At 56.4% G+C, this 14,898-nt stretch carries 10 protein-coding genes; 2 read left to right on the top strand and 8 right to left on the bottom strand.

The genetic code is table 11. The features are described from left to right. Positions 1–30: 30 nt before the first annotated feature. From EX00_RS29140 to EX00_RS31600, 5 genes are all read right to left on the bottom strand, one after another. The gene (locus EX00_RS29140; protein WP_047465661.1) at positions 31–450 is read right to left on the bottom strand and encodes a hypothetical protein; all 420 of its coding nucleotides are present in this window, start codon (positions 448–450) and stop codon (positions 31–33) included. 97 nt (positions 451–547) lie between these two features. Continuing rightward, complete coding sequence (locus tag EX00_RS29135) at positions 548–961, bottom strand: hypothetical protein (RefSeq protein WP_052211018.1); 414 nt, start codon at positions 959–961, stop codon at positions 548–550. Between the two features lie 24 nt (positions 962–985). Continuing rightward, positions 986–1,393 carry a hypothetical protein gene (locus EX00_RS29130; protein WP_234709140.1) on the bottom strand — a complete coding sequence of 136 codons (408 nt, stop codon included), beginning with the start codon at positions 1,391–1,393 and terminating at the stop codon, positions 986–988. A 139-nt stretch (positions 1,394–1,532) separates the two neighbouring features. Next, entirely contained in the window at positions 1,533–8,603 is a 7,071-nt protein-coding gene (locus EX00_RS29125) for a DUF4214 domain-containing protein (protein ID WP_080761354.1), read from the bottom strand. A gap of 992 nt (positions 8,604–9,595) precedes the next feature. After that, positions 9,596–9,841, bottom strand: coding sequence for a hypothetical protein (locus EX00_RS31600; protein ID WP_155294153.1), 246 nt, complete (start codon positions 9,839–9,841; stop codon positions 9,596–9,598). Between the two features lie 426 nt (positions 9,842–10,267). Between EX00_RS31600 and EX00_RS29115 the strand changes: the two genes are divergently transcribed. After that, positions 10,268–11,134: a helix-turn-helix domain-containing protein gene (locus tag EX00_RS29115; protein ID WP_047465656.1), complete on the top strand. Its 867-nt coding sequence runs from the start codon at positions 10,268–10,270 to the stop codon at positions 11,132–11,134. Here the strand turns inward: EX00_RS29115 and EX00_RS29110 are convergent. Then, positions 11,121–12,818 carry a hybrid sensor histidine kinase/response regulator gene (locus EX00_RS29110; protein WP_162184561.1) on the bottom strand — a complete coding sequence of 566 codons (1,698 nt, stop codon included), beginning with the start codon at positions 12,816–12,818 and terminating at the stop codon, positions 11,121–11,123. The two genes, EX00_RS29115 and EX00_RS29110, sit on opposite strands and share 14 nt — an antisense overlap. Beyond that, entirely contained in the window at positions 12,815–13,342 is a 528-nt protein-coding gene (locus EX00_RS29105) for a putative pterin-binding protein (protein WP_052211016.1), read from the bottom strand. The genes EX00_RS29110 and EX00_RS29105 overlap by 4 nt, the downstream gene beginning before the upstream one ends. A gap of 271 nt (positions 13,343–13,613) precedes the next feature. Here EX00_RS29105 and EX00_RS29100 point away from each other — a divergent pair, with 271 nt between their 5' ends. Then, on the top strand, positions 13,614–14,234 hold the full coding sequence (locus tag EX00_RS29100) for a hypothetical protein (protein ID WP_047465650.1): 621 nt from the start codon (positions 13,614–13,616) through the stop codon (positions 14,232–14,234). A 76-nt stretch (positions 14,235–14,310) separates the two neighbouring features. On the opposite strand, the gene EX00_RS29095 is transcribed toward EX00_RS29100, so the two are convergent. Then, entirely contained in the window at positions 14,311–14,784 is a 474-nt protein-coding gene (locus EX00_RS29095) for a MarR family winged helix-turn-helix transcriptional regulator (protein ID WP_234709139.1), read from the bottom strand. Positions 14,785–14,898 lie beyond the last annotated feature (114 nt).

The following is a 14,898-nucleotide window of genomic DNA, read 5'->3' as shown; positions in this document are numbered from 1 at the left end:
CTCGACTACGTTAATCGCGGCGCCGCGGAGCTATTTCTGGACCTGAATGTTGATAATACTATCTTTGACGCTCCCGTTTCCGAACGAAACACGGACTACAAACCGATCGGCTCCGATGTAGGCCGAAGTCGATTGGTAATAATAGCCAATCATGGACAGCTTCAACGAGTTGCATTTGGCAAATCGACCTTTCGCCTCGTCTAACACCTCCTGTTCCTCAATGAGCGCCAACTTGCCATGCGCCGGCGGCTCAACCACGCGAACGGTCGGGCGGCGCGTTACACTGCAATCTGGGTTGATGTGCCAAGCGTGGCCAACGCGGTCGCGCTGGCCACTTTTTGCAATCTTATCATGGCTCACAGCCGCCACGCCGTCTGCAGAGGTGGTTGCACATCCGGACGTCGATATGGCGATGAGGGCGGAAGCAAAAGCCAGAGCCGGAATTCTCATACTTCAGTTTTCCTTATACCTGGTCAGAGACCGATTTGCCGGATGGATAGCTGCTAGATCTCACGGAGATACGAGTCGCATCACCGATCGATCAGCGTCACTTGACGACCTTGATTTCGGCCGTCACATCCTGGACGAAGCCATTTGCGTAGGAGTGCCGAGTAGTGGCACTATCGGTGCCGGTAAACCCTCTGTCGGACGTATAATACTGCGCATTACCGACAACTTTTTTTGAATTGCACTTTCCGTTCTTCCAGTAGGGAAAAACATCCTCCCTTACGATCGCAAGCTTACCGTGCTTGGGCGCTTGCAACACCCGAACGGAAGGATTTCCCCGTAAAGTGCAATCAGGGTTTAGGCTCCAATCACGCCCTATCTCGGTGCGTTCACCACTCACTGCAAATCGATGGTTTTTAATCTGTCGAATTCCATCGGCGTTGCTCGTTACACAACCTGACAATGCCACACCGGCACCCAACAGGATCAAGGGGAGGGTCAATGACTTAAGCATATCAATTCCTTTGCAGCAGGCCATTTAGTGAAAGCCGGAAAGTTTATCGCGCTGGTTCTGCGGCTTTGTCGGACGCGAACCCGCGATCCGCAGAGCCTTTGCAATGCTCGCGCTCATAACGTGACTTTGAGCGAACTGAACATAATCGTCGTAGGGGATGGCTCCCTTGGCATAGGCGGTGAGGATACGGCGGCAGTATTCGTGACGAACATCGGATGGCTCAACGTTCATTAGCTTCGCGAGCTTCTCCTGAGCATTCTGAGCGATGCCGTTATGGCTACATTGCTCGATGTTCCAGTTAAGAGCCGCAGGATCGCTCAGCATATTTTTGTCGTACTCATAACCGCCCTTGGTCGTGACGGGTGCGGCACTCGCCGGCATCGAAATAATGGCCATGGAAACTGCTGCAAAAATCGTCTGATAGTTTTTCATTCTGATCTCATTTGCTTGGTAGCGACACGGCTGGCTCCTGGATTGCAACCAACCAGGAGCCGACACCGAGGAATTGAGGATTATTGATCGACATGCCAAACCTGCCTTGGCCGGCATGTCGGTTTCGATCGAACAATAGTCACGCTGCATTCTGCTGCGGAATTGCCGGCTGCGACACGAGCGTTGCATCCGCGGCAAGATATTTGGTGGTGCCATCGGTCATCTGGTACGAGCTTGTTCCGGTGATGGAAGACCCATCGGAGAAGGATTGGCTTCCATCCGTCGAAGGCAGCAGGTTGATCAGCTTGATGCCGGCTTCCGACATGGTCTCGAGTTCACCGGTGTCGGTGACGCCGTTCTGGTTGGCGTCGCGCCAGACACGGAACTCGCTCCAGCGGTCATCACTGGCGTCGAGCACGTTGTCGTGGTTGCTGTCGAACACCAACCGCAGGCCATCGAGGTCGGACACAGATCCACCGTTCGCCGTCACTTGGTCCGGCGTTGCCCATTCGGAAAATGCCAGTTCCTTCGATTGATCGATGACGCCGTCCGCGCCAGCCTGACCGCCGCTAGCGAGATCAATGGCCAGGAAGCCGTCCTGGGGACCGACCCAGGCTGTTCCGTCGCGGGCCCCGTCGCCATTCCAGTCAAAGGTGACAGACGAGCCGGTCGCCAAGGTTGTGAGATCGAGCGGTCGCAAGTCTATATGATTATCGCCATTCAGATCCAGCAGCACCGGGCCATGTCCATAATGCGGCGCAGGCCATTGATCGACCATCACCAGATTGGTCTGGCCTCCACCGCCTTGATACGCATAGCGCTCCCAGGCGGTGTTGTTACCCGAACTGTCATATTGGTAATTCGTGTAGCTTCCGTCGTCATTATACGAGGTGGCGGTGTGAATGACGTTGTTCACGAAGTTCTGAACGAGTGTTGTCCAGCCTTGATTATTGTTCACATCGTGCGTGGTTCTCGTCAGGCTACCGGCAGCGTCACTATAGACATTCTCCTCGATGAGTTGACCAGCGGTCGTGTAGACATTGGCAAGAGAAGACCAAGGCTGTGCATTCGTCACGTCGTAGGCATAGAGCACCTTGCTGCCGTCATCGTAGTTGACATTGCGGTTGGTCATTTGCCCGGCGGTGTTATACATCTCGTTGATCGTCGACCATGACTGAGCATTGGACCGATCCCAATAGTTTACGCCGCGGGTACCATCGTCGTAGTAGACCGTCTGAGATACCACCTGGCTGCTTGCCGGATCGAGATTATTGTCAAGCCGGCTCCACGACTGCGCGTTGGTCACATCGAAGTCGATAGTGCCTGTCCATTGCCCAGCGGCATTATAATAGTCGATATGCTGCTGAGCGCCCGTCGGAGTGTAATACGAGGTAGCCGATTTGGTACCGTCATCATTGTCTTGTTCGACATGATAAAGCTGTCCAGCGGCATTATAAACCTGGACGTAGGTCGACCAACCCTGGGTATTCGCCACATCATAGCTGTAGACGTTCCTTGATTGATCATCATGGTAGATGATCTCCTGGGTCATTTTCCCAGTCCCGCTCACATCGTAGCTGTATTCCACGCGTGTCCAGTCGTTTGAATTGGTCACGTCGTAGTCGACAGCGTTGGATTTCACTCCAGCACCGTTGAAGTAATCGACATGCTGTTGGGAGCCGGTCGCCGTGTAGAAGGTGATTTCTACTCGCGTGCCATCGTCATTGAACTGCTTCTCAAGCGTCTTCTTGCCAGTCGCATCGAAAGACTGCTCGACGCGCGTCCAAGGATTGGCGTTCAGCGGATCATAGAGGATAGCACTGGTGACGATGCCCGCCTTGTTGGCATTGACGACGCTGAGCGTCTGACCGCTGGGGCCATCATAGGTCGTGGTGACGGAGGTCCCGTCACTGGAGATCGCAACTTGCGACGTCTTGCGTCCCTGACCGTCGCTGGTAACCCGCAGCGTCAGGCTGCCCATCGCCGAGACCGTATCGACAACCGTCTGCGTGACAACACTACTGGCATTGAGATCGACCTTCGTTAGCGTAACCGAACCGTCCGCATGCGTGACGGAGGTCTCCGTATGGTCGATCACGCCGTCATTGGTGGAGTCTTTGCTGAGCGTTGTGATCAGCCCATCTGTGCTAGCCGTGATCGTGCCTTTAGCGATGACGGCACCGCTGGCGTTGGTTTCCGTGACGGTCGTCACCGACGAGCCATCGACCTGAAGCTGCGACTGCATGACCACTTCGAACGTGCTGTTGCCGTCGTAGTCGTATTTGACCGTCTTGGTATGACCGTCGGCGGAACTGTCCGTCTCGACCTTGGCAGCGATCGCCTGCTTCCAATAGACCTTGCCAGCGAGCAGATAGGTCGCTTTCTGTGCCGTGGCGTTGTTGGTCACAATTGACACCGTTGCGGCGGTCGTATCCGCCGTCAGCGTTTCCACCTGGTCGACTGTGCCGTCGCCGTCAACATCCTTCGAGGTCGTACGTACCATGCCGTCCGACGACTGCTGGATCGTCGTCTTCGTCGCCAGCTTCGCCGTGGGCAGATCCGTGTCGGAGATAACGCTCGTCCGGCTGCCATCGGCATTGTTGGTATCGACCTCGACGCGGTGGCGATCGAGCGTCCCATTTCCATCGAGATCCCAGTCCGTCGTGGTCTGCAGGCCATTGGCCGTCGTCGTCGTGGTCGAGCTGTCCGCCTTGACGCCGGTGGCCTTGTAGTCGGTGACGGTCAGCGTTACGACGCCGGAATCCGCTGTCACCGACTGCTGGTGCTGATCGACAACGCCATCGCCATTGGCATCGCGGTCGATCGTCACTGTCTGCTTGTCAGCGCTGGTGAGTGTGATCGTCTTGTCAATCAGCTTGGCCGAGGCGTCCGTCGTGGCGATGGTCTCGCGGGTTGCGCCGTCGGCCAGGATCTCGATCGTGTCGCTGACGGTCTGTGTCGCAAGCCCCGTGCGTTGCTCGCTGGTCGAGACGATCTCGCCATCGGCGTTCGTCGTCGTCACGAACTTGGAGATCACCGTGCCATCGGCCTTGGTGCTGGACACAGTGCGTGTCTTGGTGCCATCGGCATTGATCGCAGACACGTCGGTCGAAGTCTCACCATAGGTGCCGGAACCTGTCAGATCCGACTGTGTGGTGATCGACAGGCCATTGGCGCTGGTCTTGGTCAGGTATCGGCTGGTAAGCGTCGTCCCCGTGAGATAGCTCACGGTCTCCGTCTTAGATCCATCGGCATTGAGCACTGTGACGTCTGCCTGGCTCTTGGTAAACGTGCCGGAGCCGGTCTGATCCCACTTTGTGACAACGGACAGTCCGTCGGCGGAGGTATCCGTCTCGGTCGTCGCCTTACGGACCAAATTGCCATTGCTATCGGCAACGTCGATACGCTCTACGACGATCTTGCTGCCGTCCGCGTTGAGCACCACGGTGTCCAGAATGCTCTTGTTGGTGACACCATTCCCATCGGTATCGTAGTTGGTGGTCTGGCTAAGGCCATCGGCACTCGTGATGATCGTTTTTGTATGAGAGATCGCACCCGTACTCGTGAGATCAGACAAGGCCAGCCGCACGCTACCATCGTCGTTGCGGGTCGTCACCGACTTCTGGTCCACCACGCCATTGCCGTCGATGTCGAACGTTACCGTGGTGATCTTCTTGTCGGCGCTTGTCGTTGTAGTCGTCTTGTTCGCAACCAGCCCTGTGTTGGTGACGTCCTCGGTCGTGGAACCATCCGCGTTGAGCGTCGTGAGGTATCTGGTCCTCCTGACCTCGGAGAGAACGACATCTGGATTGCTAAGCGCCCACGTCTGAGCCCCGCTCGCTGTATGCGCTAGCCCTTCCGGTGAATCAGCGGCCTGCTGGGCAAGCGACGCTCGCGTGGTCCCAGCCGCTATCGCACTCACCCATGCCTCGGCGGCACCCGCTTCCGGCGCCCGTCCAAGGGCATTCTGGTACATCAGATTGGCAAATTGGAGATCGGTGAGCGTGCCGTATTTCTGCGCGAATTCGGGAGAGCCAAGCAGAGTGGTGGCAATCTGAACTGTCGATGTTCCGGAATTGAAGTCCGCCGTAAAGGTGGCAAAACCGGTGGCGTCGGGATCGCGGCCCAAAATAGCCCGATAAAGGCGATAGATCTCGTTGCGGGCAGCCGCACCAGCTACATCGTTGGAAACGACCGTTGTCTTGGCCAATCCATTGGCGGATGTCGTGACGCTTGATTGCTCGATCGGTGCGGTATTGCTGGATCGGGCGACAGCCTCTCTGCGGTCGCCGCTGGCAAACAGCGTCGTGGCGTCCGAAACGACCTGCTCATACACTCCGTCGCCATTGAGATCCGAACTCGTCTTCGTCGACAGGCCGTTGGCGGACGTCACTGTGACGGCGCGGTTGCTCAGCGTCGTCGTGCCGGCTTTGTAGATCGCCACCGTCTTCGTCGTCTGGCCTGTCGCATCGATGGCCGTCGTGGCCTTGATATCGAGTATGCCGTCACCGTCGATATCGACCTGGCTGGTGGTGGTCTTGCCATCGGCGGTCGCGGTGTTCGTCGTCTTCGACAGCAATGCACCGGCGCTGGTGGTCACCGTGTCGACCTCGGACGTCGAACCATCGGCGTTGAGCGTCTTCGTCGATGTCGCAACCCGGTCGCGTGTGGTGTTGCCGTCGTAATTATACTCCGTCTTGGTGACGAGGCCGTTGGCACTCGTCGTGACCTTGGTCTGATCGATCGCGGTTGTCCCCGCGTAATCAGTCGTGGTGATCAAGGTCGATCCGTCGCTGTTGAGCGTCGTTACCTTTGTCGTCTTGGTGTCGAAGACGCCGTCGCCGTTGAGATCCTTCTGGATCGTTGTCGACAGACCATTGCCGGAGGTCACTGTCGTCACCTTGTCGAGCAGGACGCCGGTATTGCTCTTGTCCGTCACGGTCTCCGTGCGGCTGCCATCGGCATTGATGACCGTCTGATCGACGGTGGTCACGTCGTTGACGCCATCACCGTTGACGTCGTCGGCCGTGGTCGTGGTCAGGCCATCGGCGCTGACAGTGACGGCCGTCTTCGCATGCAGGACGCCATCGGCGCTTGTTGCGGTCGTCGTCGTGGTCTGGCTGCCACTGGAGGCAACGACCTGCACGCTTGTGCTATCGGTGTGCCCATCCCCATTGCCGTCGGTGGTGACTGTGGTGGTCTTGCGGTCGGCGCTGACCAGCGTAACGGTCTGGCTTTCCAGCGTACCGTTGCTGCTCTTCGTTGCGACGGTTTCCTGACGCGTGCCGGTGGAGCCGAGTACGATGACGTCGGAAGAAGTCTGATCGAACGTGCCGTCGCCATTGACATCCGTCTGCACGGTCTGTGTCAGGCTGTCGGCCGATGTCGTCGTCACCGTCTTGCTGATGACCGCACCGCTTGCGCTCTTGGTCGTAACGGTTTCGGTTCTGCCGCCGGCCGTTGCGGCGACGATCGCATCCGTCGTCACGGTATCGTAGGTGCCGTCTCCATTGACGTCCTTGCTCACCGTCTTGGACAGACCATCCGCGCTCGTCGTCGTCAGCACTTTTCCGACAAGCGTTCCGTTGGGATTGAGAGTGCTGTCGGTCTCGGTGATCGTGCCGTCGCTCGCAACCGTAATGGTCGTCAGCGCGTCCGCCGCGCCATCGCCATTGGTATCGGCCGAGATCGTCTTCGTCTTGCCGTCGGCGCTGGTCGTCGTGACACTCTTCGATAGCAGCACGCCGCTGGCGCTCGTCTGCTGCACCGTTTCCGTGCGCGAACCATCGGAGCCGATCGTCGTCACATCGGAATGAGCGAAATCTGCGATGCCGTCGCCTGTCACATCCGTCGATACCGTGGTCGACAAGCCGCTCGCCGCGGCAACCGTCGTAGCTTTACTGCGCGCCGAGTTATCGCCATTGGTCGTCGTGACCACGGTGGTCACATCGCCGTTGGCGGCAATCGTGGTTAGCGTCTGGTCGCGCTTATCCACCGTGCCATTGCCATCGAGATCGCTGGTGACGGTCCTGGTGTGGCGGTCGGCACTGGTAGCGGTCGTAATGTTCGACAGAAGCGTACCGTTGGCGCTGCTATCCTTCACCGCCCTGGTGCGCGAACCATCGCTGGCAACAAGGGTGATGTCGGAAGCGACATCATCATAGATGCCGTCACCATTGACATCCGTCTTGGTCGTCTTCGTAAGTCCGTCGACGCTCGACTGCACCAACACCTGGCTCAACACAGCGCCGGACGCGCTCAGTGTCTTCGTTGTGGTGGCCGTCGAACCGTCGGCATTCGTCACGAAACTCTGGCTCTGATCTCCCTGGCCGTCGCCGTCCTGATCGACGGTCGTTGTTATCGTCAGGTGATCGGCGCTCGTCACCGTCGTCGTGCTGTTGAGAAGCGAGCCGTCAGCATTGAAGTTCGAGACAATACGGGTGCGGACGCCCGTTGAGGCGACCGTCGTCACATCGGTCTGCGAGCGATCGTAGGTACCGTTGCCGTCATCGTCGAACTTGGTCGTGACGCTGTTGCCGTCAGCGCTGGTGGTCACCAGATCCTGGAAAGCCAGGCTGCCATCGGCATTATAGGCCTGTATGGTGTTCGTCTTCGACTGGTCGGTATTGGTGACAACTGTCGACTTGACGATATAGCCGTTGGAATCACTGGCAAGAACTGCGTCGCCGACCACCCCGGTGGTGCCATCGGACTTGGTATAGGTTGTGGTGCCGGTAATCGCTGAGCTGTCGCTGAAGGTCTGGCCGCTGCCCTTCGGCGTCAGGTCGATCGAGGTGATGCCAAGCGATGCCAGCGATACGAGCTGGCCGCTGACACTGACCTTGAACTTCGACCACTGCGCATCGCCGGCATCGAGCTGGCCGTTGCCGTTTGTATCGAAAACATCCTTGATCGCTTCGAGATCGCCCGTCGCCGTCGAATCCCATTGCGTGAACTCGAATTCCTTCGAGCTGCTAATCTTGCCGTCGCCGTCGCCGTCGAACACCAGGACGCCGGTGCCATTGCCTGCCCAAGCCGTCCGGTGCTGGTAGCCGTCGCCGTTGACATTCACAAACTGAGACGAGCTGGCGAGCGTGTTGACATTCAGGCCGTTGCCAGAAAGATCAAGAAGGACTGGATTGCCATCCGGATCAGCATCAGGATCGGCATCGGCATCGGCATCGGGATGGGCGGCATCGTAAGCCTTCATACTATCTCTAATACCGTCGACGTTATTCTTGACGTCGCTCAATGAATAACTTTTTCCCGTTACAATACTCACATAGTCGCGTGGCTCAGTTTCGCTGCTTGATGGGCTGTCGCCATACGGCGAACCACCATTTACTCCCCGGTTACCGGTGCTTGTCGCTCCAGAATGCGTGCCATTGCCACTTGAATGTGTCCCGCCTCTACCCGATGGGCCACCAGCTGAATTGTTTCCGGATCCATCGCCCTCTGCATCGGGATCGCCGTCGTAGTGGCCGCCGCCGCTAGCACCACCGCCACTAGCACCGCCGGTTGACTGCGAGCCGCCGTAACCTGTTCTTCCAAATGCACTAGGAGCAAGATCATCCGGGGTCAAAATTCTGCCGGGCACAGGAGGTGAAGTGATGGTGGGGACAAAGGGCGTACCCGTCACACCATTAGCGGCAACCGGTGCCGGCGCCACGACCGATATCGGAGATTGAACTGGAGCCACGAGCGGCGTTCCAGGAAACCAGCTATGAACTTCATAACTGATACCATAGCCGACTAAGAATGATGCAGCTCCGACTATGATCGGCCCGGCAAACAGCGCTGCTGCAGTTTCTCCCACAATCGCGCCGACAATTGCTCCAACCACATAGCCGGCGCCCGCACTTGCTAAAAAAGATCCCGATGCCAACGCACGGCTTTGGTTCTCACTATAGCCCACTGCCTTGAAGGATCTATAATCTAGGTAGCCACCTAAGATGCCGATAGCCATTGCGGATCGCGACATGACTGTTGAATAAGAACCGATCTCCATCTCAAGATCAGGCAGATTTTTAGCAAGTCTGTCGAAATAATTGTTCAATCCGGTCAATGCCGCAGAGATACCGGACGTAAAATTCCCTACACTACCCAGAGTATTTGGATCATTGAAACCATGCGACGAATCGGATCCATTATTGAAATTTCCAGATACGTCGTTTGACCCTGAAAGTAACATTCAGATACCCTCTATTTCATGTTGTGATTATCCTGATCACGGCGTCGCGACAGAAAATTAAATATACTTATACCATTGAGCTCACCAATACCGACGCCAACAACTAGACATATGAATACAGCTGATACCCATTCACTATCGAATGGAGAAGCAATAATAAAACAAACAATATAGAATATCAAAAAATACAGAACGCGCCTTATTTTCTCGTTTCTCGATAAACGACGGCGACCCGTTTCTTTTTGTGGTTCAGTCATATCAGCATCTCCGCGCTTCGACTGGGTAAACGTAAATAATATAATTGCGGGACACTGACACGTAATTCAAAATCGCTCTCGATCGGCGACACCGCTTCCTCGAAGGCGCGCCCCTTTATTTCAACGTAGAGTTTTTTCTTTCTTCTCAACCATCGGACGATCCTTCCCTCAAGCCATTATTGATTGGACTAAAGCGGCACCAGATCCCTAACATACGAGCCCTTCGACTTATCCATTTATCTCATGGCACCCTCGGCAACACGCCAGCCCCTTGACGTGTCGCCCTGGCATTCTTGTAATCCCCCACATATAATTGCGACAAATCGCATCTAAAGCGGTAAAAGACCCCTGGACCCGACCATAACGCGCGAGTTGACTCCACGTATACGCGTATTACGCATATTGACAAGATTGGAATTTAAAGAGTTGAGCGAATTAAGCGAAAGTAGTGGAAGTATATCCGAAATACGCTCAGATCATCCCGAAGGCGAAGCTGGCCTTGCCGCGCAATGCATCGCGGCACTGCTAACCCGACATGGCATCCCAAAGTATCGTTTTGCGGTCACCGTTTCCGAAATCCTCGGACTTTCCTATTCTTCCGCAAATCGCCGTCTGACGGCGAATGCCTCGTGGTCGCTCGAAGAATTGAAGCGCGTCGCCGAGCATTTCAACGAAACGCTGGAAGAGCTCATCACGCTTAATAATGCGGATGCGCTGCTTGACGCTTCCATTGTCATCGACAACCATATCGTGCCCTGCCGGATTCGGCTGGGAGATGTCGTTGGGCAGGTGCCTCCGGGAACACTGGTTGCCGCCGAGATCGATGGCGCATGGCGTGTCATGCCCACAGACGCCAGATCGATGATACCGGCGCACGCGGTCACCCGTCTGCTGATCGAACCGACCGTCTCTCGCCGTCGGGTCGCCATTCTCGACGACCACGCCGATACCGCCGAAACCATCGTGCATTACATGGAGATGGCAGGCCTCGATGCGGTCGCCTTTAACGATCCTCAAGCCTTGCAAGACCATGCCGATTTCGATGCCTATGTGCTCGACTGGATCATCGAACGAGACGCACGGCGCCAGACCGCGCTTGAGCTCGTCGAGAACATTCGCGCCCGCAATGCCCTTTGCCCGATCATCATCCTGACCGGGCAGATCAGAACCGGAAATGCCGACGAAGAGAATATCGCCGCGGCTCTGGCACGGCACAATTTGAAATTCTTCACCAAACCGGCAAGCATGCCAATCCTTCTTGCCGCTTTGAACTCGAGCTTCAAAACTGCATGATCGTCAACAATTGTTGGCGGCGTATCGGTTTGTTCACGACCGCATCAAAGAGAGACAGATCGTGCTTGGGGCCATGATGTGCGGCTGACATTGCGACAAGCTTGGTCTTGTGGCGCAAGTCCGTCTTGCGGATTCGCGCCGCCAGCGCCGATCCGGTCATGATCGGCATGTCGAGATCAATGAAGATGACTGAATAGGCGTGCGCCGCCAGGAAGTTCAGCGCCGTCATGCCGGAGGGAGCCATGTCGGCCACAAATCCAAGATCTTCAAGCACACCCGAAAGGCCTTTCAAAAGGTCAGGATGATCGTCAACGACGAGCACCCGCTTCCGCGCATCGGACGTCTCGTATGAACTTTCAGCCGCCGGGACCGCGGGGATTGCAAGCTCGAATATGCTGCCGCCTTCTGACGGGCTGCTGATTGCCATGCGCGCGCCAAGCTGCCGCAACAAAGTCTGGACAACCGACAAACCGATACCTCGCCCGCTGCCAAGGCTGAACAGCCCCTTACCGATGCTGTTCTCGATGACCCGTGGCGGCAATCCGGGTCCGGTATCCGTCACACGCAATGCCAATTCGCCCGCCGTCTCATCGAATGGCGCGAGATCAACCTGAACATAGCCGCTCGGCGTATATTTGACCGCATTTGAAACGAGATTATGCAGCAACTGCGCAATGCGCTCGCTATCCGCGACTACGAAAACGGCATCATCGGGCGCCATGTGACGTAGTTCTAGCTGCTTGGCTTTCGCCGCAGCCTGATAGGTTTCCACCACCTCCCGAACGAGTTCTCCCGCCTCGAACACGCCCGGTTGCAGCTCGATATATCCGGTTTGAGCGCGAGCCAGCGTCAGCATGTCGCGAAGCTGGACAGCCAGACTGTTCGCCGCCCGGCGGATGCGCGCGGTCAGCTCGCTTCGGGTTTTCGTATCTTGAGGTCGTTCCAGCACATCCAGGGCCGAGACGATGACCTGAAGCGGAGTTCTGAGTTCGTGGCTGACCATCGCGAGGAAGCTGACCTTGTCGGCGACCGCCGCTTCCGCTTCCGCTAAGGCGCGCGTCTTCGCCATGATCGCCCACCAGTAAAATATCGAAATGATAACAAAGGACAGAATTGCGCAAACCAGTAATCCCGCAATCACGAGAATGATTACGTGCCCTGCCTGGATGGTCTCGAAGGACTTTTCCTTCAGGTCGCTATCCTGATCCCAGGCCGCTTTTGATATCCTATCCAAAGTATCGGATATATCTTCCAGTTTGGGCAACAACGCCTGAGCATCCGCCGATGATAGACCGGGCTTAATCGCCGGCAGGACATCTGCCGCGAATTTGGCCAGAGCGGCTCCATCCTCGGAAAAGCCAGGAAGCTTCCTATACCCGTCGTTCAGATCGGACGGCCGCAGTATGATGTCGATGCCGGATGTAAAGACATCGATGTCAAATGAGAGCTCATGCGGTTCGACGGCAGATCCGTCGGCAATCATCTTCAAATCCAGCCTGACGGCTTCAAGCTCCCTTAGAGCCTGCGCGGTCGGCTTGTAGAAATATAACGGGTTCCTGGCGTTGGTGGAATCCCAAAGCACGTATTCCGCTCTTATGGCGCTCCAATTGTACGCCACGACGCCAATACATATGGCTGCGATTGCTGCGGGAATGCTGAACCAAGCCAGATGGAATAATCTCATTCCACCTCTATCCCGCATAGCTGCCAGACCAGATATGACGACGCAGCTGGCGTGTCCAGTTCCTCCCTGAAACTATCGCGAGGATGCATGACGAAGATCGGTCCGAAATCCCTGACCGTCAGGCGGATACCGTCCTTGCTAGTCGCAAGGATCGTGCCGTACTTCTCCAGATAGGCAGCATCCACCTCTACACTGAAGTCATCGAGCGCCGTAAGGCGCAACGTCTTTCCCGCCGCGCCGGCCTCGCTCAATACCTTGCTCAATAGAGGACCGATGAAGTCGCTTTTGGGAGTCCACGGCGTCGATGTCGTCACCGTCGATGCCGGCAGAGCGAGAAACTCGCGTTCAGACATCTCATAGGCGTTGTTGCCGCTGTTCGTCGTCCTGCCGATTTTGCCTGATATCGTCAGGAAGACATCGGGCGTGCATCCCTTCGGAATATGTATCGCCGCATTGGCGATGTCCGCGCTCAACCATATGCCAATCAACGACAATCCGAGCGCAATTACTAACTTTTTGGGCATGCCTACCAATCCTGCAACCATTTTGCAGTCTGGCATAGTTCCAATCATTTTCGAAGGGTATTCACGCTCACGTTGCTATGGATCGTTGAGACAGACGATATGGTTTGTGTCGGCGACGCAAGGCTCTTCTTTATCAAGGCCGATATAGCTGCGTCTTATCGTCCACAGACCGTCAAAATTACGATTTCCCGATGACACTTTCGGCAATGGTCCATATGTTCTGACGGATTTTGTTCGTCAAAGCAGATGTATCGAGTGAGGCCAGAGCAACGTGATTTCCGTCTTTTGTGTCCTGCGATCTGGTGGCGAATACAAGGCCGATCATGTTTTACGCTTACGCACGCAGGTGGTGAAGCACCTTCCCGATGCAGACTTCCGTTGTCTTTCCGACATTAAGGTCGAAGGCGTTCGGACTTTGCCGCTGATCTATGATTGGCCGGGCTGGTGGTCGAAGATGGAGCTATTCCGCCCGGACGTGTCCGGCGACATTCTCTTCATGGATCTGGACACCTCAATTGTCGGGAGCCTTGTCGATATCGCTTCCGTCAATGGGCTCGCCATGATGCGCGACATCTATCGTCCGGAGGGCTTGCAATCATCAATCATGTATCTGCCGGAAGCGGCTCGCGAGCGGATCTGGGCCGAATGGATCGGTCGACCACGGCATTGGATGGATATCTACCACAAAGGCGGCGACCAAGCATTTCTGGAGCGCTTCTGGCTCGATGGAGCCGGCCGCTGGCAGGATCTATTGCCTGGCCAAGTTGTCTCCTGGAAATCGCATGTGCGGCAAGCGCTTCATGATGATGAAAGCGGGAATGGCTCCATCCCAGCAGACGCTCGCGTGGTCATTTTTCATGGCAAACCGCGACCTTGGGATATCGGATGGTAGTCGTCATTAGCGCAGAAAGGCGCACCAAAAAAGAATGCCGTTCGCCGGGCGGATCGCGACAAAAGTTCTGCTGTGCCTACTCTGACGAAGTGAATTCCGGAGACAACCTTGCCGAATTGGTATCACCAGCAACTGCCTGCCAGCCACGAGCGACTGCGCCGGCACATGCATCTTCGATCCGATCGAGCATTGAGTGGAGGCTTTCGCGCTCGGCGTCCGACAGGCTCTCGAGGATTCGTGCTTCCATCGCCTGACCGATGACGACGATCTCCTCCAGCAGCTTGTAACCCTCGGGCGTCAATTCGACAGCCGAGAACCGACGGTCTCCTACGCCGGCTTTGCGCTGGGCATAGCCGAGCGTTACCAGCTGCGCGATGCCACGACTGACGGCGAACTGATCGAGCGCGCCGGCATGGCAAATTTCCTTGCTTGAGAGGCCGGGTCGGCCGCCGGCAATGGCGAGAATTCGCCAGGAGGCCTGGGAAAGCCCATAGCGCGGCCCATAGTAGGAAGCGAGCAACTCCGCGGTGCTGCTTGCCACGAGGAACATGCGGTAGGGTATCCAGCGGTCAAGCCGAAACGATGGCTTGACAGCCTTCCCATCCTCGCGCTCCTCCACAGATCCGCTTTCACGTTGATTGTCTTTTAATTGCATTTCGCAGAT

The organism is Martinezella rhizogenes (assembly GCF_000799715.1).
In the GTDB taxonomy this organism is placed as follows: Bacteria; Pseudomonadota; Alphaproteobacteria; order Rhizobiales; family Rhizobiaceae; genus Rhizobium; species Rhizobium rhizogenes_C.
This window is presented reverse-complemented; position numbering and strand designations above follow the sequence as displayed.